Source organism: Dokdonia sp. Hel_I_53 (assembly GCF_007827465.1).
Classification (GTDB): Bacteria; Bacteroidota; Bacteroidia; order Flavobacteriales; family Flavobacteriaceae; genus Dokdonia.
On the sequence record NZ_VISL01000001.1, the window covers coordinates 2,567,511 to 2,587,617 of the forward strand.

At 36.0% G+C, this 20,107-nt stretch carries 21 protein-coding genes and 1 tRNA gene; 9 read left to right on the forward strand and 13 right to left on the reverse strand.

The features are described from left to right. Positions 1-24: 24 nt before the first annotated feature. The 6 genes from OD90_RS11485 to OD90_RS11510 form a co-directional block, all read right to left on the reverse strand. The gene (locus tag OD90_RS11485; RefSeq protein WP_144669307.1) at positions 25-576 is read right to left on the reverse strand and encodes a sigma-70 family RNA polymerase sigma factor; all 552 of its coding nucleotides are present in this window, start codon (positions 574-576) and stop codon (positions 25-27) included. 129 nt (positions 577-705) lie between these two features. Beyond that, positions 706-1,164, reverse strand: coding sequence for an SRPBCC family protein (locus tag OD90_RS11490; protein ID WP_144669308.1), 459 nt, complete (start codon positions 1,162-1,164; stop codon positions 706-708). Between the two features lie 10 nt (positions 1,165-1,174). Then, positions 1,175-2,086 carry a TIGR01777 family oxidoreductase gene (locus OD90_RS11495; protein ID WP_144669309.1) on the reverse strand — a complete coding sequence of 304 codons (912 nt, stop codon included), beginning with the start codon at positions 2,084-2,086 and terminating at the stop codon, positions 1,175-1,177. Beyond that, complete coding sequence (locus OD90_RS11500; RefSeq protein ID WP_144669310.1) at positions 2,083-2,481, reverse strand: hypothetical protein; 399 nt, start codon at positions 2,479-2,481, stop codon at positions 2,083-2,085. Before OD90_RS11500 ends, OD90_RS11495 begins: the two co-directional genes overlap by 4 nt. Before the next feature lie 3 nt (positions 2,482-2,484). Continuing rightward, a complete protein-coding gene (locus tag OD90_RS11505) occupies positions 2,485-2,847 on the reverse strand; it encodes a hypothetical protein (RefSeq protein WP_144669311.1) in 363 nt (120 codons plus the stop codon). 435 nt (positions 2,848-3,282) lie between these two features. Further along, entirely contained in the window at positions 3,283-3,786 is a 504-nt protein-coding gene (locus OD90_RS11510; protein ID WP_144669312.1) for a GbsR/MarR family transcriptional regulator, read from the reverse strand. 89 nt (positions 3,787-3,875) lie between these two features. Here OD90_RS11510 and OD90_RS11515 point away from each other — a divergent pair, with 89 nt between their 5' ends. Then, positions 3,876-5,090 (forward strand): glycosyltransferase, encoded by a 1,215-nt coding sequence (locus OD90_RS11515; RefSeq protein WP_144669313.1) that lies wholly within the window; start codon positions 3,876-3,878, stop codon positions 5,088-5,090. A 45-nt stretch (positions 5,091-5,135) separates the two neighbouring features. Here OD90_RS11515 and OD90_RS11520 read toward each other — a convergent pair whose 3' ends face one another. The 3 genes from OD90_RS11520 to OD90_RS11530 all read right to left on the reverse strand — a co-directional run bounded on the left by OD90_RS11520 (position 5,136) and on the right by OD90_RS11530 (position 9,112). Then, positions 5,136-7,181, reverse strand: coding sequence for a M3 family metallopeptidase (locus tag OD90_RS11520; RefSeq protein WP_144669314.1), 2,046 nt, complete (start codon positions 7,179-7,181; stop codon positions 5,136-5,138). A gap of 231 nt (positions 7,182-7,412) precedes the next feature. Further along, a complete protein-coding gene (gene purE, locus OD90_RS11525) occupies positions 7,413-7,892 on the reverse strand; it encodes a 5-(carboxyamino)imidazole ribonucleotide mutase (protein WP_144669315.1) in 480 nt (159 codons plus the stop codon). Between the two features lie 56 nt (positions 7,893-7,948). After that, positions 7,949-9,112 carry a 5-(carboxyamino)imidazole ribonucleotide synthase gene (locus OD90_RS11530; protein ID WP_144669316.1) on the reverse strand — a complete coding sequence of 388 codons (1,164 nt, stop codon included), beginning with the start codon at positions 9,110-9,112 and terminating at the stop codon, positions 7,949-7,951. 138 nt (positions 9,113-9,250) lie between these two features. Between OD90_RS11530 and OD90_RS11535 the strand changes: the two genes are divergently transcribed. The 4 genes from OD90_RS11535 to OD90_RS11550 all read left to right on the forward strand — a co-directional run bounded on the left by OD90_RS11535 (position 9,251) and on the right by OD90_RS11550 (position 13,044). After that, positions 9,251-10,372, forward strand: a complete 1,122-nt coding sequence (locus OD90_RS11535; protein ID WP_144669317.1) for an adenylate kinase — start codon at positions 9,251-9,253, stop codon at positions 10,370-10,372. A gap of 79 nt (positions 10,373-10,451) precedes the next feature. Next, positions 10,452-11,450 carry a GTPase ObgE gene (obgE, locus tag OD90_RS11540; protein WP_144669318.1) on the forward strand — a complete coding sequence of 333 codons (999 nt, stop codon included), beginning with the start codon at positions 10,452-10,454 and terminating at the stop codon, positions 11,448-11,450. Between the two features lie 58 nt (positions 11,451-11,508). Beyond that, positions 11,509-12,036 (forward strand): DUF4136 domain-containing protein, encoded by a 528-nt coding sequence (locus tag OD90_RS11545; protein ID WP_144669319.1) that lies wholly within the window; start codon positions 11,509-11,511, stop codon positions 12,034-12,036. Positions 12,037-12,072: 36 nt separating this feature from the next. Beyond that, complete coding sequence (locus tag OD90_RS11550; RefSeq protein ID WP_261374503.1) at positions 12,073-13,044, forward strand: tetratricopeptide repeat protein; 972 nt, start codon at positions 12,073-12,075, stop codon at positions 13,042-13,044. Here OD90_RS11550 and OD90_RS11555 read toward each other — a convergent pair. From OD90_RS11555 to OD90_RS11565, 3 genes are read right to left on the reverse strand one after another with little or no spacing between them, the layout of a single operon-like run. Continuing rightward, positions 13,041-13,778, reverse strand: coding sequence for a M15 family metallopeptidase (locus tag OD90_RS11555; protein ID WP_144669321.1), 738 nt, complete (start codon positions 13,776-13,778; stop codon positions 13,041-13,043). The two genes, OD90_RS11550 and OD90_RS11555, sit on opposite strands and share 4 nt — an antisense overlap. Next, entirely contained in the window at positions 13,775-14,734 is a 960-nt protein-coding gene (locus OD90_RS11560; protein WP_144669322.1) for a GNAT family N-acetyltransferase, read from the reverse strand. The genes OD90_RS11555 and OD90_RS11560 overlap by 4 nt, the downstream gene beginning before the upstream one ends. Continuing rightward, a complete protein-coding gene (locus OD90_RS11565) occupies positions 14,734-15,015 on the reverse strand; it encodes a GNAT family N-acetyltransferase (protein WP_144669323.1) in 282 nt (93 codons plus the stop codon). The genes OD90_RS11560 and OD90_RS11565 overlap by 1 nt, the downstream gene beginning before the upstream one ends. Before the next feature lie 290 nt (positions 15,016-15,305). On the opposite strand from OD90_RS11565, the gene OD90_RS11570 reads away from it, so the two are divergent. Further along, a tRNA-Gly gene (locus OD90_RS11570) sits at positions 15,306-15,378 on the forward strand. A 50-nt stretch (positions 15,379-15,428) separates the two neighbouring features. Here the strand turns inward: OD90_RS11570 and pepE are convergent. Next, a complete protein-coding gene (gene pepE, locus OD90_RS11575; protein ID WP_144669324.1) occupies positions 15,429-16,136 on the reverse strand; it encodes a dipeptidase PepE in 708 nt (235 codons plus the stop codon). Between the two features lie 217 nt (positions 16,137-16,353). Between pepE and OD90_RS11580 the strand changes: the two genes are divergently transcribed. The 3 genes from OD90_RS11580 to OD90_RS11590 all read left to right on the forward strand — a co-directional run bounded on the left by OD90_RS11580 (position 16,354) and on the right by OD90_RS11590 (position 20,094). Further along, entirely contained in the window at positions 16,354-17,130 is a 777-nt protein-coding gene (locus tag OD90_RS11580) for a hypothetical protein (RefSeq protein WP_144669325.1), read from the forward strand. Positions 17,131-17,222: 92 nt separating this feature from the next. After that, on the forward strand, positions 17,223-17,717 hold the full coding sequence (locus OD90_RS11585) for a DUF6702 family protein (RefSeq protein WP_144669326.1): 495 nt from the start codon (positions 17,223-17,225) through the stop codon (positions 17,715-17,717). 67 nt (positions 17,718-17,784) lie between these two features. Then, positions 17,785-20,094: a M1 family metallopeptidase gene (locus tag OD90_RS11590; RefSeq protein WP_144669327.1), complete on the forward strand. Its 2,310-nt coding sequence runs from the start codon at positions 17,785-17,787 to the stop codon at positions 20,092-20,094. Positions 20,095-20,107 lie beyond the last annotated feature (13 nt).

Genomic DNA, 20,107 nt, shown 5'->3' on the forward strand with positions numbered 1-20,107 from the left:
TTTGTTTTTGTGCCTAAACTCAGTTTATAGCCAATTTTTCTCCATACAGCTTGCCATTGCAGTTCGAGCACGATGGATGATTACCCAAAAATTAGACGGAGTAATACTAAATTCATTACAAATTGCCTCCGTATCAAAATTTTCAATAGTTTTCATCTTAAAAATTTGAGCTTGTTTTTGCGGTAGTTTATCAAGACAATTGAAAATTGCATTTGACAGTTCTTCGTTCTCTAGAGAATCTTCTGCCGTTTTATCATAAGGATCTGCAACTCGTTCCTCTAGCCATTCTCCCTCGCTTTCCTCATCTCTATAATTGATACGTATTTCTGCCTTTCCTTTTTTCGAATTGTTTTTACGGTATTGATCAATTATTTTTCTCTTTAAAATTGAGGTCAACCAAGTGCGCTCTGTCGCCTCTCCTTTAAAGTTCTTCATTGATTTTAATGCTGCAAGAAAAGTTTCAGATATTAAATCTTTTGCCATTTCTCGATCATTAATTCGGGCAAAGGTGTAATTAAACAGGTAGTCTGAGTATAAATCTACCCATTTTGTAGGGTCTATTTGATTAGTAATCATAGTGATTGGGTAGCTAGTTGTACCAAAAATAATACATAAATGACAATGATTAATAGACTTAACATTTTATATAGAAAGGAGGATAATCGCTTTCGCGAAAGCATGAAAAACTAACCAAATACCTGAAATTTAGATATTAGCAGATTCTAACGAGCTTTTCAATGCTGCATTGCGGTGCTCAAGAAATCTTATGAGGTAGCCCTTCAAGAACAGTTTATCAAAAAGTTTCCCAATAACTCCATACGGTACTTTGTATGATAGACTGTCTGTCATCAATGTATAATCATCCTTTTGGCTGAAATGGTGTTCGTGAACAAACGAACTAAATTTACCTTCAATCATTTTATCCACAAAAAAATATGGAGGATTAAACTTCGATATTTTACTAGTGTGAGTGAGCCAAACACCAAAGTGCTTTCCTTTCCATTTTACAATCTCTCCAGAACCTATTAACCCAGTGGTTACTCCTGCGATTGCCTTTTCGCTAGTTTGAGACGCAGATTTCATGTGAAAATCGATATTTCTAGATAAGTCAAATACGTGTAATACGGGAGCGTTGATTTTTGTGATTAGCTTAATAACTGTCATTAAATTTTAATTAGGTGCATAAATTATTAAGGGCTTGATTTAAGTTCTGGTACTCGAATTTAAAGCCGTGCTTCATCAATTTTTCTGGAATTACATTTCTACTTTTTAGCAATAATTCCGTTTCAGTTCTAATTATAAAAGCTCCAATCTCTAATATGGGCTTTGGAGCAGGTATACCAAATGGCACATTCAAATTGCTGCGCATTAATTCCATAAGTTCTACATTGGTCGATGGATTGGGGGAAACAATATTTATAGGACCCTCCATGTCTGAATTATTAATAATATATTCTAAACCTCGTAAGAAATCGTCTTCATGAATCCAGCTGAATTTTTGATGACCGCTACCTTGCTTTCCACCCAAACCTATTTGAGTAATTGTTTTAATAGGTTGTAGTGCACCTCCATTTTTTCCTAAAACAATCGCAGTACGTAAAGCTACCTTACGAGTTTCTGGAGTATCACTCAAGAAAAATGCGTGTTCCCAGGCCTTTGCTACATCAACTGAGAACCCGCTACCAATCTCTCCATGATTTTCAGTCATTTCTTTGTTTAATGAATGCCTATAAATTGTAGCTGTAGAGGAGTTAAGCCACACCTTTGGCGGGTTATGGCAACGTGCAATAGCTTCTCCTAAAATTGTTGTGCTATCTACTCTAGAATTTAAAATAAGATTTTTGTTCTTCGATGTATAGCGACAGTCTACAGATCTTCCAGTCATATTAATGATCACTGCCTCTCCCTCTAGTTCATGTTCCCATCCTGTAAGTGTTTTGGCATCCCAAACCACGGTTCTTACATTATCTTGAGATGGAGTACGCTTTCGCGAAAGCGTAACTACTTCATCAAATGAATTTTTGAAATAAGATGCAATGGCAGAGCCTAAATAGCCCGACCCTCCTGCAATGATTAGCTTTTTCATAAGAGAGAAGTTTTAGGGTTTACTGTAGATTGGTTAGCAATTTTTGACTTTTTACGGCCTCTAAAAAACATAAATAAATTTAGAAAAAGCATTACCCCAAGATACATAGAAAAGCCACCTATTTTACTGCTTAAAATTTCTACTAGACTTTGATAGGTCTCATTAAAATTATAGTACTCTATTTTCAAGATAAGTAAACCAAAACCGAGGTTAAGTAGATAAAAGCCAACTTCAAAAAGTTTGTTGGTTGAATTTGCAATGTTTTCTTTTCCTTTAAATATATCTAGCATAAAGATTTTGCCATTTTTAAAAAGTGTTTTAGATACAAAATAAGTGAGCACAATGATTACAGGTAAATAAATAAAGTAACCGATAAGAATTTTTGAAGTTTCCATAATTTAAAGTTTTTGTGTTGATTGTTTATTAAAAAAGAATTGAATCCAAGCCATGTTAATGTAGTGTAACATACCAAGTAGTAAAATTATTTGAGCTGCATTTGTTGCTATGGTTGAGACTATATCTTCAATTGTGGTGATGAGATTCCAAGTTGACATCATATAGACGGTGTAACCAATGTTGACTAAGTAATAACCAGCTAAAAGTATTTTATTTAATTGCAGAGCAAAAGATGTCCTCGATGGCATAAGTTGATTCATTAATACAATACCGTTGCGATAACAAATCAATCCTACATGTATAATAATGAGACTCATGAATACGATATAGATGAGATAGGCTAGGAGATTATGATTGAGGTCCATTAACATTTGATTTTAAATATAGATCAGACAATTTTTTAGAGATATATAAAAAATAAAGCTCCAATAAACCAGAAATTATCAATAGCATAGATAGAATTAGGTCATTGTAATATTCTGATGCAGAACTATAGTAAATGCCTATAAAGATTATTAAACAAATTGCGACATACACGAGCAGCTGTTTTTTATTACTTTGAGGGATTTGGTTCCATTTCATTACGTAAATAAAAAATAGAATTATCTGTACAACCCCTGTTATTATCATAAAGAGTAAGCCGAAATATGGAATTATAAAAAGCCCTATATTTATTATGATTAGAATTTTATTTAATGAGTAGATCTTTTTCATGTATATTATATTTTCAGAAATAAATGAAACTTATTTTGATTTAAAAAGCACATATTTCAGTGCTTTTATCTATTTTTTGGTTACGATTACTTCATCAGTTTCATAATCGTTTTTGTAATCCAGTTCTCTTTATAATCAGTAATTTTTTCTAGCATGGTGTCGGCACGGGAAACAAACTCATACAGTTCGGCAGTTTTTGTTTTAAAATGTTGCGCTTCTGTAGTGGTTGTGTTATGTAGCGAACTCACTTCTTGTAACACTCTAAGCGTAGGTTTGATCTCACGCTTACTTCTTTCTTTGGCAATTTTACGAGCCAGCTCATCAATATTGCTTTCTGCTATAAAGTATTCTCTGCGCTCTCCCGGTTTATATTCCTTAAAAACAATTCCCCAGTCAATTAAATTACGCAAGTTCATACTCGCATTACCTCTAGAAATGTGCAACTCTGCCATTACATCTTCCATAGAAAGAGCCTCAGGAGATACCATTAATAAGGCATGGATTTGAGCCATGGTTTTATTAATACCCCATTGAGAACCTAAAGCTCCCCAAGTTTGAATGAATTTGTTTTTTGCTACGCTGAATTCCATACTACAAATATAATAATGTTATTGTAATTTCAAAAATATATGAAACATATTTTTCAAGTGAGGTTTTAATTTGATAGTATCTTTACCTCATGAAACTTCTAGTAATAAGTACAGTTTGGGTAGAACCTCGATCCTCGGCAGCTGGTAGTCGTATGTTACAGCTGTTAGCTCTTTTTCAAGAAATGTCGTTTGCTATAACCTATGCCAGTACTTCTGGACCTTCTAATCATAGCACAGACCTTCATTCTTTGGGTTTCCAGACTGCCTCAATAACTTTGAACGATCCCTCTTTTGATACATTCTTAAAAGAACTAAAACCTGATGTAGTGCTGTTTGATCGATTTATGGCAGAAGAGCAATTCGGCTGGCGTGTTGCCGACATACGTCCTAATGCTCTTAGAATTTTGGATACTGAAGATTTGCATTGTTTACGGAAGGCAAGAGAGGTAGCAGTAACTCAAAACAGAAAACTAAACGCAAAGGATTTACAGTCTGATGTTGCTCTGCGCGAGATCGCATCAATATTTCGTTGTGATCTTGCTCTCATGATTTCTGCTTATGAGATGGAATTACTTCAAACTTTTTTTAAAGTACCCGCTCACTTACTCTTATATATTCCGTTTTTACTTCCCGAACTAAATGGCAATTTTTTACGGTATGAAGATCGTCAGCATTTCGTGGCAATTGGTAATTTTTTACACAAACCTAATTGGGACGCCACCTTACAATTAAAAAACCAAGTGTGGCCGCTTATAAGAAAAGAGTTGCCCCAAGCAGAATTGCATATCTATGGAGCGTATAGTTCAGAAAAAGTGCATCAGCTTCATAATGAAAAACAAGGCTTTGTGATTAAAGGCAGAGCAGAAGGTGCCGCTGAGGTAATTTCTCAAGCGCGTGTTTTATTGGCACCGCTGCGATTTGGTGCTGGTCTAAAGGGAAAATTTATTGATGCTATGCAGCAGGGAACTCCTTCGGTCACCACAGCGATAGGAGCAGAGGCCATGACTGATGGTTTAGATTGGGGCGGAGCTATTGAGGATGAGAATTCCGCTTTCGCGAAAGCGGCCATACAACTTTACACCAATAAAGAAAATTGGTTAGTCGCACAGCTTAACGGAACTAGAATCATCAATAAAAATTTTCAAAAACGACACTTTTCAGACGATTTCAAATCAAAAATCTCATTCTTGCTAGAGCATATAGATGCACATCGTACATCAAACTTTACCGGTCAAATGCTCCAACATCAAAGTATGCGCAGTACAAAGTTCATGTCCTTGTGGATTGAGGCAAAAAACACATAAAAAAAAGCCGATTTAGATTAGTTTTCAAAAATCGGCTTCTTGTAATTATATCATTTTCTTGACTTCTAACAAGCCAGCTCTTTTGAGTAGGGCTTCTGGTTTTGGCTCATGACCACGAAAGCGTTTATAAAGTGTCATAGGATTTTCAGTACCTCCTTTTGATAACACATGCTCTTGGAATTTCTTACCTATCTCAGGATTAAAAATTCCTTCTTCTTTAAAGTACTCAAAAGCATCTGCATCGAGTACTTCGGCCCATTTGTAGCTGTAGTATCCAGAAGAATACCCACCTTGAAAGATATGAGCAAATGAGGTGCTCATACAAGTTTCTGGGGTTTCTGGGTATAAATTTGTTTCTTGAAATGCTTCTGTTTCAAACTTCTTTATATCCTCAATTCCAGAAGGGTCATTCCCGTGCCAAGACATATCTAACAATCCAAAACTCAATTGCCTCAAGGTTTGAATTCCTTCTTGAAATGTAGCAGCATCTTTTATCTTTTGTACTAGTTCCATAGGGATTACTTCGCCAGTCTCGTAGTGAGTTGCAAATAGCTCTAGAGCTTCTTTTTCATAACACCAGTTTTCTAAGACTTGGCTAGGTAATTCCACAAAGTCCCAGTATACAGATGTGCCAGATAGACTAGGGTACGTCGTGTTTGCAAGCATACCGTGTAGGCCGTGACCAAATTCATGAAACAAGGTAGTTACTTCATTAAAAGTAAGTAGCGATGGTTTGCTAGGTGTTGAAGGCGTGAAATTACATACATTAGAAATTTGTGGTCTTTCATTTATCCCATTTTCTATCTTCTGTCCTTTAAAAGAGGTCATCCAGGCGCCACCTCGTTTACCTTTACGGGGATGAAAATCAGCATAAAATAAGGCAATATAGTTACCATTATTATCAGTAACGCGATAGGTTTTTACGTCTTCATGATACACATCTACATCATGAACCTGTTCAAATTGTAAACCAAATAATTTCTCTGCTACCTTAAAAACGCCAGCAATCACATTTTCAAGTTTAAAATATGGTTTTAGCTGTTCGTCATCTAGACTAAAGAGTTGTTGCTTCAGTTTTTCACTATAATAAGCGCCATCCCATTTTTGAAGTGTAGCAATATTGTCCTGGTCTTTGGCAAAATTTTCTAGCTGTGCAAACTCTCTTTCAGCTGCGGGCTTAGCCTTCTCTAGGAGTTCATTTAAGAAGTTCTCTACTTTTTCTGGATTTTCTGCCATACGCTCCTCAAGAACAAAATGTGCGTGTGTCTGATACCCCAATAAGTTTGCACGCTCATGGCGAAGCTTGACAAGTTCCAAAATAGTAGCTTGATTATCATGTGCATTTCCTTTAAAAGCTCTACTTCCAAAGGCTAGGGCAAGTTCTTTTCTTAGCGCCCGATTATCGGCATATTTCATAAAAGGAATATAGCTTGGATAATTAAGTGTAATCACCCAGCCTTCTTTATCTCTTGACGTAGCTTCGGCAGCAGCGGCTTCCTTTGCACTATCTGGAAGTCCCTCGAGATCTTTCTCATTTGTGAGGTGAAGTTCGTAAGCATTAGTCTCTGCTAGTACATTTTCACCAAAAGTGAGCTTCAATTTTGAAAGTGCAGCATCAATTTCGCGTAAGCGTGACTTTTTATCTTCAGAGAGATTGGCTCCGTTACGTGTAAAACCTTTATACTTTTTTTCAAGTAATGTTTTTTCTTCAACAGAAAGATCTAAATCATCTTTCTGAGCGTATATATTTTTGATGCGTGAGAACAATTGCTCATTGAGCGTAATGTCATTACCTAGCGCTGATAACATAGGAGAAACCTCTTGAGCAATTTTTTGAATCTCGTCATTAGTCTCTGCACTATTAAGGTTAAAAAAGATAGACGAGATACGTTCCAGCTGCTCTCCGGAGTAATCCAGAGCTGCGATCGTATTTGCAAAAGTTGCTGGTGTTTTGTTATCTGAAATACCATCAATCTCTTTTCGAGTTTTTGCAATTGCTTCTTCAAAAGCCGGCATGAAGTGACTGTTTTCAATTTTTGAAAATGGTGCTTCAGAAAAAGGATTTAGTAGCGGATTAGTGTGTTGTGACATAGTATCTTAAGTAATGCTATTATATTAAATTGTGTATTTTGTCGAAAATAATGGTACATAAACGATAAATGACAGATTTTTCTTATATTTGTTTTTCTGTCAAAAAACGTAACGATCCCCCATTCAATGCAGCAATATAAAGTTTTGATTACTATTTAGAATGGTTAATAAATACAGCATCATTATCTTAAAACTGCATTGATTCGAGACCGCCTTTTAAGGCGGTCTTTTTTATTTAAGGCTTTTTGCTCCTTCTATAACTTTTTGTTTGAGATCTTCTTTATAGCTTATAATTTTTTCTTGTAAAACAGAATTAGTAGCTCCTAAGATTTGAGCAGCTAGAATTCCCGCATTTTTTGCACCATCAAGAGCTACCGTTGCGACTGGTACCCCACCAGGCATTTGTAAGATAGAGAGTACAGAGTCCCAACCGTCAATAGAGTTTCGAGATTTTACAGGAACCCCTATTACAGGCAGTGGTGACAAAGAAGCCACCATCCCAGGTAAATGTGCAGCACCTCCTGCACCAGCAATAATCACATTGATTCCTCGTGTATGTGCATTCTTACTAAAATCGAATAATTTTTCTGGAGTGCGATGTGCACTTACAATATCAACCTCGATGTCAATATCTAGATCTTTTAAGAAGTCTATGGCTTCTTGCATTACTGGTAAGTCACTAGTACTCCCCATGATGATAGCTACTTTCATAAAAATTTTTTAATTACGCTTTCGCGAAAATGTGATGATTATCAACAAATTCAAATCTATGTGGTTATGACTTCAATACAATTTTTTACTTGAGATGCAATTTCTCTTGCCTTGTAGAGGTCATGGTTTATAATAGTTACGTGTCCCATCTTTCTAAAGGGTCTCGTTTCTTTTTTTCCATATATATGTGGAGTCACACCATCCATTGCCATGATAGTTTCTATATTTTTATATGTGACACTACCCGTATGACCTTCTGATCCTACAAGATTGACCATAACGGAGGCTGTTTTATTTTCAGTGTTTCCTAGAGGTAGGTCTAATATAGCTCTCAAATGTTGTTCAAACTGACTAGTAAAGCTAGCTTCTATGGTATTGTGTCCACTATTATGTGGTCTAGGAGCAACCTCGTTGACTAAAATTTTATCGTCTTCGGTTTGAAATAACTCCACAGCAAGAAGCCCCACATGACTAAATGCATTTGAAACTTTGCTGGCAACCGCTCTTGCTTTTTGAGCAACTTCATCACTTATTCTTGCAGGACAGATCACATATTCAACTTGATTTGCCTCTGGATGAAATTCCATCTCTACAACTGGGTATGTCTCTACCTCACCAGAGGGATTACGAGCTACGATAACAGAAAGTTCATTTTTAAAAGGAATCATTTGCTCTGCAATACAGGGTACATGTGGTAGTGTATCTAGGTCTTCTATGTTTCTAATTACAGTTACTCCTTTTCCATCGTAACCCCCTTTACATGATTTCCAAATAAAAGGAAAGTCAAATGTAGATTTTCCCTCAGTAATAGCATTCTTTAAAATTTTCGCAGAAGCGTATTTTTCATAGCTAGCCGTAGGGATTTGATGTTTTTTATAAAAATCTTTTTGAACCCCTTTATCTTGAATGTTGCGCAACACAGCGGGTTGAGGAAAAACTTTAATGCCTTCTTTTTCTAAAGTTTCTAGCGCGTCTACATTAACACTTTCAATCTCAAAAGTAAGTATGTCAACCTTACGTCCGAAAGCTAATACGGCCTCATAATCTAGTAAATCTCCCTGCTCAAAGTGATTACATGCAATTTTACATGGTGCTTCTTCACTAGGGTCTAATACATAGGTCTGGATGTCGTATTTACGGGTGTCGTAGAGCATCATCTTGCCTAGCTGGCCTCCACCTAGAATGCCTAATTTAAAAGAAGAAGAGAAGTAATTTGTCATTGTGTATGTTGCTTTTAGACTCGCATATAAATCACTTCAAAAATACAAAATAGACTGAGAGTATTTCATAATTATACATTCATATCCGTATAACTATCGGGACTTAGTTTCAAGTAGTATCTTTGCCCTTTGTTACTTATGAAAAATACAATTACACTACACGATCTTACCTTTGAAAAATTTATTTCAAAAACAGAGGTACAGCAGGCTGTAAATGGTGTCGCTGTTAGGTTAAATGATGATTATCAAGGTAAGAGGCCAGTATTTCTTACAGTTCTCAACGGTGCTTTTTTGTTTAGTGCAGAGCTTATAAAAAAGTTTGACCATGAGTGTGAGATGAGCTTTATAAAGGTAGCTAGCTACGATGGGCTCAACCAAAGCGATGAGATTTCTACAGTTATGGGAGCAGAGCCTTCTCTTAAGGGTAGGGATGTAATTGTGGTAGAAGATATTGTTGACTCTGGAAACACGATAGAAACTATCATCCGTATTTTAGAGCAAGAAGAAGTAGCATCTTTTAGGATAGCTTCGCTATTTTACAAACCAGCAGCATATAATAAACCTTATACGATTGACTACGTAGGACTGGAGATTCCTAATGATTTTGTCGTAGGGTTTGGTTTAGACTACGATGGTCTAGGTCGTAATTTTACATCTATATATAAACTTAAAGAAACTCAAATGACTAATCTTGTTTTATTTGGCCCTCCAGGTGCTGGTAAAGGAACTCAAGCAGAAGTATTAAAAGAAAAGTATAATCTAGTACATATTTCTACAGGAGATGTTTTTAGATATAATATTAAAAACCAAACTGAGCTAGGGACTCTTGCTAAATCATTTATAGATAAAGGTCAATTAGTTCCAGATACGGTTACTATAGATATGCTAGCCGCTGAGGTTGAGAAGAACAATGAAGCGCAAGGTTTTATATTTGATGGTTTTCCACGTACAGAAGCACAAGCAGAAGCGTTAGATGCACTGTTGTCAAAAAAAGGAACAGAAGTAGCCGCTATGGTGGCTCTCGAGGTTGATGATGAAGTTCTTGTAGAGCGTTTACTAGCGCGTGGTAAAACGAGTGGTCGTGCAGATGATGCAGATGAAAATGTCATACGTAATCGTATAAAAGTCTATTATGCTGAGACGGCAATTTTAAAAAATCATTACGAGAAACAACATAAATACCACGGCGTGGACGGTGTAGGTTCCGTAGAAGACATTACAGAGCGTTTGAGTAATGCGATTGATAAGATTAAAAAATAATTACAGTAGTTTTAGTAGTACCTCAAATACGCTTTTGCGAAAGCATCTAATTACAATAGACAATTAAAGCCATTTTCTAATGACGGAAGGAAATTTTGTAGATTATGTAAAGATTCACACGACTTCAGGTAATGGAGGCAGTGGCTCTGCGCATTTACATAGAGAGAAATTTATAGAAAAAGGAGGTCCAGATGGTGGAGATGGAGGTCGTGGAGGGCATGTAATCGTGAGAGCAAATCCTAACTTATGGACACTATTGCACCTTAAATTTAAACGTCACATTCGTGCAGGCCATGGTGGTAACGGCGCAAAATCTAGGTCTACAGGTTATGATGGGGAAGATATGTATATCGACGTTCCTCTAGGGACTACCATTAAAGATACAGAGACAGACAAGGTTCTATTTGAAATTACTGAAGAAGGTCAAGAATATATTGCCACTGAAGGTGGAATGGGAGGCCGTGGTAACTGGCATTTTAAAAGTAGTACTAACCAAACCCCTAGATATTCACAACCAGGAATCGACGGCAAAGAAGTACAACTTACATTGGAACTCAAAGTGCTTGCAGATGTAGGACTAGTAGGGTTTCCAAACGTAGGTAAATCTACACTTCTTGCAGCTATTACTGCTGCAAAACCCAAAATAGCCAATTACGAGTTTACAACACTCAAACCTAATCTAGGAATTGTGCAATATCGCGACCATCGTTCATTTGTAATGGCAGATATTCCTGGTATCATAGAAGGCGCAGCAGAGGGTAAAGGTATCGGTCATCGTTTTTTGAGACATATAGAGCGTAACTCTACATTGCTCTTTATGATTCCAGCAGACGCAGATAGTATCTCTGAGCAATATAGAATTCTTTTGCATGAACTACAGAAATACAATCCAGAATTACTGGATAAAAGTAAATTTGTGGCTATTACAAAAAGTGATATGCTTGACGAAGAGCTTAAGGCAGAACTTACTGAAGAGTTAGATAATGAGCTCCCAACACCCTATCTATTTATCTCAGCAGTAGCACAGCAGGGTCTTGTTGAGTTGAAAGATGAACTTTGGAAAATGATGAATAGTTAATAAAAATTTAAACACAACAATCCGGATTTTTCTATGTTTACCTTTATGTAAAATTAGAATGATGCGGATTTTTTTATGCCTTATAACGATTGCTACTTTGAATAGTTGTGGCAGTACTTTTGTAGAGTACGATTATGACAAAAATGTAGATTTTTCTAAGTATCAAACTTTTGCTTATGATTATGAGAATATTAGTGGTTTTTCAGACTTTGATGAAAAACGATTTACAAAAGCAGTAGACACTGTATTAGAAGCTCGTGGCTGGGCTTTTTCTGAAACTGCAGAAATGCTCATAGGTGCACAATCAACAACATACGAAACTACATCCCGTAATGCACTAGGAGTGGGTATAGGTGGGAGTGGTGGAAGTGTGGGTGTAGGTGTAAGTGGAGGTATACCTATGGGAGGTAGAGAATTGCACCGAGTTTTAACACTCACTATGTATGATGAAAATAGTAAAGCAACAATTTGGGAGGCCATAAGTGAAAGTGATTTAAAAGTAAATGCTACTCCAGAACAGCGGGAGGAATATTTTTATAATCTCATTTCTAAAATTCTAAAGAAATTCCCGCCTGAGAGAAATTAATTTCTTTGGCATCATATTAGTATATATTTGCTCAAAATGAACACTATGATAAAATGGATTCTTTTATTTCTTATTCCATTCTTGAGTTTTGGTCAAGAGTATAACGCTTTCGCGAAAGCGGAATCCCTTTATAAAGCTGGAAAATATCAAAAAGCCAAACCTATATTTGAATCCTACTTAAAGTCACATCCTAATAATCTTCGAGTAATAGAGTACTTAGGTGATATTGAGGGGTACGCAAAAAGATGGGATGCAGCCATTCCCTATTACAAAACTTTAATTGAAAAGGATGTTAGAAATCCAGATTATCACTACAAATACGGTGGTGTACTAGGAATGAAAGCGCTGGAAGTAAATAAGTTTACGGCTCTTACGATGATAGGAGATATAAAAGAAGCCTTTGAAATGGCTGCTACCCTTGATCCTAAGCATATTGAAGTTAGGTGGGCATTAGTTGAATTTTACATACAATTGCCATCTATTGTTGGGGGTAGTATAAAGAAAGCTCAAAATTATGCAGACGAGTTACTTCGTATTTCTGAAGTAGATGGATATCTAGCTCATGGTCATATTGCAGATTACAATGATAACCCTAAGGATGCTGAAAGATTTTTTAAAAAAGCACTTTCTGTAGGTGGCTCTGTTACTTGTTATGAAAAGCTATCAGATCATTATGAGAAAAACGGAGTGCCAGAAAAATCTCAAAGCACTTTAAAAAAAGCCCAAGAAGTACATAAAACTTCAAATAGGTTGCACTATCAATTTGGCAAAATTGCGGGTCAATACGGGATCGGTTTAGATCAAGGTATTGCTTGTTTAAATCAATACATTAAAAATTATACAGTAAAAGATAGTGTACCCAAGGATTGGGCTTATTTTAGGTTAGCTCAGATCTATAAACATAAAGGGGACAAAGAAGCTGCACTTTCTTGGATAAACAAAGCTTTAAGTGATCGTAATAATTTTAAAGAAGCGATCGCAGAAAAGAAAAAAATACTTTCAATCTAACTCAATAGATCTGGGTTGATATCAAGGACATTGTCTTTTAGATAGCGATCTACAAATGTTGTTGTGAAGTTATCACTCCCCATGAGTCTATTAGATTGTAATATCTTGAGAATATCTAGTTTTTTATATTCATGTAAGTACTCTAGTGAAAGAGGTTTATAGCTGTAATGCCATGGCTCATACTTAAACCCCTTGCGATGATATGTATCTGTATACACAAGGTAGAAGCCATAAGCATTTGCATTCTCATTCATCCATAGCTTAAATTTACAAAAGGGTCCGTCTCCATGAAATTTTGAGGGCACTAATAAGTCTCCATTTGCGTTTTTGCTTCCATCAACAATATCTAAGTCTGTTCCCCAGTGATGTCTCGAGGTGCCTGGAATTGTAGAGTATTCAATTATTTTTTCAATGGCTTTTATTGGAGTGAGACCACTCTTAATAAATTTTCTATACTTACGTTCCCATATCCTGTTTTGATGGTTGTAATCTCTATAGCTAGACACTACTTTAAAATCAATACCATCCTTTGCCGCAGCAGAGCGCATATTCTCATAGGCTTTTGCGGCTTCTGGGCGTAGCTTATAAGAAACGGTTTCTATTAAGGCAGGAGAGCCTTTACCTAACAATTCATTTTTAGATAATATATTAAAAAAGGTGTTTGTAGCATTAACTGGTGCTGATGCAGCAATAATCCCTAGTGCGGATAGTTTTGAAAATGTGCGTCTATTCATAATTCTTTTTTCATTGTATAATGAGGGCCAACTTGTGAGATGTGAAACTCTTCACTTGTCATTTTATAGCCTAGGTTCTTATAAAAACTTAAAGCATTTGCTCTTGCGTTAAACCACAGTAGCGATCTGTTTCTGTTTTTAAGTATTTTTTCACCATGTTCTAATAACCATCGAGCAATCCCTTTCTTTCTGTACTCATCTAATACAGCCATTCCTCTCAACCTCGATTGAAATCCAGAAAAATCAGGGTGTGTGTCTTCCATAAAGCTAGCGACTCCCACAATTTTTGAGTTATGAAAAACGCCCAAATGAAATGTGCTTTCTTTTTCGTCTGACTCCATATACACGTCTTCCAGGGGTCTGTTTTTTCTAAGTACGGGGTGTCTTACAGGCCATGTCTCGGCTGCTGTGATCTCTCTAAGTTCAAATTCGGTATTTTTAAGATAATATAATAAGGTAGGTTGATTGTCGTAGATTATTTGCTCTTTTTCTGTAAAGCCGCATTTTATTAAAACAACTTGTGAGGCTTTATTATTGATATGTGCATGTGCAATTAATTGAATTAATTTAAGTTCTCTAAACGCATATTCAATCACTTTTCTTGCACTTTCTGTGGCAAAACCTCGGTTCCAAAAGTATTGATGAAAACGGAAACCCAGATCTACCGCATTGATTGTCGAATTAAATTTAAGACCGCACCATCCTAAAAAAACGTGGTCAGTTTTTCTCATTACCGCTAGACGCCCAAGGTGTGTAGGCGCTCCATTTGTAGGATTGTAATACACGTTTTTAAAGTAGTGATCTATAAATGCCTGTGTTTCTTGAGAGGATGTAAATGGAACATCTCCAGTAAACCTCAAAACTTCAGGATTATTGTTGAGCTGAAATAAATCCAACGTATCCCCTTTTATAAACTGTCTAAGATAGAGGCGATCTGTCTCTAGTATCTTCTTCATCAAGCAAGCACTTCCTTATATGCTGGGTTACGATCAAACTGCACTTCTGCAAACGGACAGAGAGGGTTTATTTTTAAATTGTGCTCCTTTGCATACTGTACTGCATGTGCAACCAGTTTTGATGCTAGGCCTTGACCTTCTTGAGCAACCTTAGTTTCCGTATGGTCTATTACCAATATATTAGAATTGTTGCGGGAATATGTGAGTTCTGACAAGACGCCATTCTCATCTTTTATATAGAAGATGCCTCTATCTTCTCTTTCTTTGTGTTGGATAGTCATTTTTCTTGAAAAATACGTATTAATATGATGCAACGCAATCCTTGATGTATTCTGTGCGTGTATAAATAGTGTAAATCTTAAGTGATATGTGTATTATTAGTTTAAATATTTGGTTAGTAGTTTATTAAGTCTATTTGACTTTACTCAAATCTTTTAAATGGCAGAAAAAAAATAAAAATCTATATTTTTATTTTTGTAAGACTAGTACAATTCAAAAATTATATTATTTTTGCTTCGCTTTAGAAACTAAGGTTTGCCAACAAACTTTGTAGTCGTTTCTATTTGTAATTGCGGGAGTAGCTCAGTTGGTAGAGCGTCAGCCTTCCAAGCTGAATGTCGCCAGTTCGAACCTGGTCTCCCGCTCAATAACCTCACAGTATGTGGGGTTTTTTTATGCTTTCGCGAAAGCGTACTTATCTAAGTAGTATTTCAGTTCCTGTGCTTACCTCATATGGCGTTACGCCTATTTTAAACACACGGGCACTCTTAGAACCTTGCAACACTATTTCATCACCTTTTACTTTGAGCCAGCTACCTTCTCTCAATCCCAATACAGGTACAGTATTATACGTGTGATACTCTTTGATACGAGTTTCTCTAGTTTCCCCCATATGTGTCGAGCCTTCTGTAGGATCAAGATAGTGGGCGTTTATGTTAAAAGGGATCACTCCTGTGGTCTTAAAACTAGGCGGATACACGATAGGCATGTCGTTTGTGTTTTGCATGGTCAACCCACAAATGTTACTACCAGCACTTGTGCCTAAATAAGGTGTTCCATTGAGAATTTTTGTACGTAATACTTGCATTATATCTTCTTGATATAACGTATTTACTAATACAAATGTATTGCCGCCGCCAGTAAAGATTCCTTTTGCTTGCGCTAAGGCTTCCTTTGCATTATCAAAAGTATGTATGCTTATTACCTTTTTATTAATTATTTGAAAGGCTTTACGTGCAACGGCTGTATACTCGTCATGTGAAATTCCTCCAGGCCGTGCATAGGGGATAAAAAGAATTTCTTCTATATCTTTAAAGAGCGTTTCTAACTCAGGTAGCAAATAGCTCAAATAATCACTACCGAAAATAGTAGAAGTGCTAGCTACAATAATATTTTTTGACATTTTTTATTTCAAAAATACTAAAAGCACTACCTAATTAAAGCACAAAGTAGCAATGAAGCATTAAACTATTAAATAGATTATGAATCTACTTATATGTGAGTAATTTATATCAATAATCATTTGTAATAATTTTGATCTCTCAGAGCTTACAAAATCGAAAGAGTCTTTTATTAAAAAACTATAATTCTTGAGGTTTTATAGTATAATTAATTAGCCCATGAAGCACAGCTATCTTTTACTTCTAATGCTTTTACTAAGTAGTTTATTTTTACAAGCTCAAGATACAATTGTCTTAGAAGGTCAAGTACTTAATGATACGATAGATAAATCTAACCTCACCATCGTTAACCGTACTTTAAAACGTGGGACGACCACTGCAAATAATGGTTCTTTTCGTATCGAGGTACAACTCAATGACACCATTAATATAAGTGCTGTACAATATGAATCTCGACAATTTGTAGTAAATGAAACTATTTTTATTAGGGGGCGCATTACACTATACCTCATCCCTAGAGTAACTGAACTTGACCAAGTCACTTTAAGCAATGTAGACCTTACAGGAGACATGAAAAAAGACGTACAAAATACGCCATACAAACCTACAATAACCGCAAGAGAACTAGGTATTCCAGAAAACACAGCTCCAGAGCGTACTGTGGAGGAAAGGCGCTATTATACGGCCATAAGTAGTGGAGGTGGTGTTCCGTTAGATGGTCTTATAAATTCAATTACAGGACGATTAAAAATGCTAAAAAAGCATATAGAAGTGTCTCGCTTTCAAAAATTAGTTGAGGAAAGCCGTTATACCTTTTCAGATAGTATTTATATGAAAGAGCTTGCTATTTCAAAAGAGTACATAGCAGACTTTGTATATTATGTTTTTGAAGACCCCAAAGCAAAATCTTTGGTAGATAATGATGATGTGTTGGGTCTTTTAGAATTTATGAAAGAAAAGGCGATTACCTATAAAGCAATCAATAAGAGAGAGTAATGGTATGTTTTTTGAATTGTGTGGAAGTAGTACATTTACGCTTTCGCGAAAGCGTGTAAGGCCTAATAATTATCCATTTATTAAGTTGATATATGAAAAGACTATTTATTTTAGTATTAATCACTCCTCTTTTAGTAGCTGCATCCATACATAAATACTATTTAAGTGTGACAGATGTCGTATATAATGAAGAGTCACAATCAGTACAAATGATTACAAGACTTTTTTATGATGATTTAGAAGATGTGCTACAGGAAAGATATGATAAGACACTAATTGTAGATGCTACTTATGATCAAGATAATCTTGATCGTTATCTCAAAAAATATTTATCTCAAAAAATCGTAATTACAATCAATGGGGAGAAAGAAGAAGCTGTGTATATAGGTAAAAAGTATGAAGATGATTATGTAGTATGTTACTTAGAAGTACCTAATATAAAGTCTGTAAGTGGTTTGCAAATTTACAATACACTTCTCACAGATTTATTTCCTGACCAAAAAAACATGGTTCACACAGAAGTTTACGGGAAGAAAAAAAGTTTTCTTTTTACTCGCGAAAAGCCTAAGGGCTTGTTAAAATTTTAATAATTAAGCCTTAAAGAGAAGGGCTTTTGGCTACTTTTAGAAGCTAAAATAAACTCAACATACACTTATGATTCGTTACACGTACACGCTACTTGCAGCTTTCTTACTTATAGGGGCGCCTACATTTGCTCAAGAAGAGCAGCAAGCAGAGGAAAAACGTCCTATGGGACATGAAAATACTAACAGGTTTAGACAACTTTATAACGAGATGTCTACACCTAATGAATACCGTACAGCTTCTGGTGCTCCTGGTCATGCTTATTATCAAAACCATGCCGATTACAAAATGAGCATCGAGCTTAATGATAATACACAAGTTCTTCAAGGATACGAGACAATAACTTATAAAAATAATTCTCCAGACGATCTAGAATACCTTTGGGTGCAACTCGATCAAAATGTACGTGAGAAAAATTCACCTGCTGCCGAAAAAAATGGAGGAGGAGTAGGAGCGGTATCTCAACCCGGTTCTTTTGTGGGAAGTTATATGAAAGGGGAGCCTTTTGACGGTGGTTTTAAAATCCAAGCGGTTACTGCAAATGGTAAACCACTCAAGCACACAATTAACTGGACAATGATGCGTATAGATATGCCAGCACCTTTGAAGGCTGGGGCATCTTACACCTTTTCAATAAAATGGAATTATAATATCCCAGAGCATACTGTAGATCGTGCTCGTTCTGGTTTTGAAACATACAAAGACGGAAATAAAGGATATATTATTGCACAATTCTTTCCAAGAATGGCTGTGTATAATGATGTAGAAGGATGGCAAAATTATCAGTTTTGGGGTAATGGAGAATTTGCACTTCCTTTCGGGAATTATGAAGTAGATATAACTGTTCCAGCAGACCACCTTCTAGACGGAACGGGAGAGATTACTAACCTAAAAGATGTCTACAGTAAGACAGAAATGAAGCGTTGGGAACAGGCAAAAAATTCTTACGAAAAACCAGTTATTATACGTACGCAAAAAGAAGCTGAAAAAATAGCTTCTGGCCGAGTGAAATCTACAAAAACTTGGAAACTCAAAGCAGAAAATGTACGTGACTTCGCCTGGACAAGTTCAAGAAGGTATATTATGGATGCACAAGCAGTAAAATTTCCAGAACGTGATGTGATGGCAATTTCTATTTATCCTCCAGAGGGTAATCCTCTTTGGGAAGAGTACTCTACTAAGGCAATTGTTCAAACACTTGATACGTATTCTAAATATACATTTAACTATCCTTATCCTAAAGCCATTTCTGTCCATGCAAAAGGTCAAGGAATGGAATACCCAATGATTTGCTGGAACTACGGACGTCCTAACGAAGATGGTACTTATAGTGACCGTACTAAGTACGGAATGATCTCAGTAATTATTCATGAAGTAGGGCATAACTATTTCCCTATGATTGTAAATAGTGATGAACGCCAATGGGGATGGATGGATGAAGGATTAGATACGTTTATGCAATACCTTACCGAGCAAGAATTTGGTCAAAATTTTCCAGAAGCAATAGGAGATAATGATACCTATCCTTCAAGACGTGGAGCTCCATCTAAAATTGTAAATTACATGAAAGGAGATCAAAATTTTATTGCCCCTATTATGTCTAATCCAGAAAATGCATATCAACTAGGGAACAATGCGTACGGAAAACCAGCCACTGCTCTAAATATTTTAAGAGAGACGGTTATGGGGCATGAGCTATTTGACCATGCTTTTAAAACCTATGCACAAAGATGGATGTTTAAGCATCCTACCCCAGATGATTTTTTCCGCACTATGGAGGATGCTTCTGCTGTAGATTTAGATTGGTATTGGAGAGGATGGTTTTATAGTACTGATTATGTAGACATAGGGGTTAAAGAAGTGAAATCATATTATGTAACAGATACAGCCACAGAAGCTGGAAAAGAAATGTTATTGCGATATGGGATTACTGATCCTAGTTCTATTGATGCCGTTTATGTCATTGATGAAGATAGTCCTGAGTTTAAAGAAGAGATGAAAAGTCAAGATATGCTGGCTGCCTCAAAAACGCTTCAAGAATATTTAATGGATAATTTTACACCTGCAGAACGTGCAAAAATCAAGTCTCCTAAACATTTGTATAAAATTGTATTTGAAAAACCAGGTGGGATTCCAATGCCTATTATTGTAGAATATGAGTACGCAGATGGTACTAAAGAAAAAATCACATATCCTGCACAAGTATGGAGAAAAAATGATACTGAGGTAAGTAAAGCAATTGCTACAGATAAAGAGATTGTTAAAGTAACAGTTGATCCAGATCTCGAAACAGCAGATATTGATACCGATAACAATAGCTGGCCTAAGGCAAAAAAGCTTGGGGAATTCAATAAGTTTAAGAACGAAGTAAAAGAATAATAAATTTATTTTA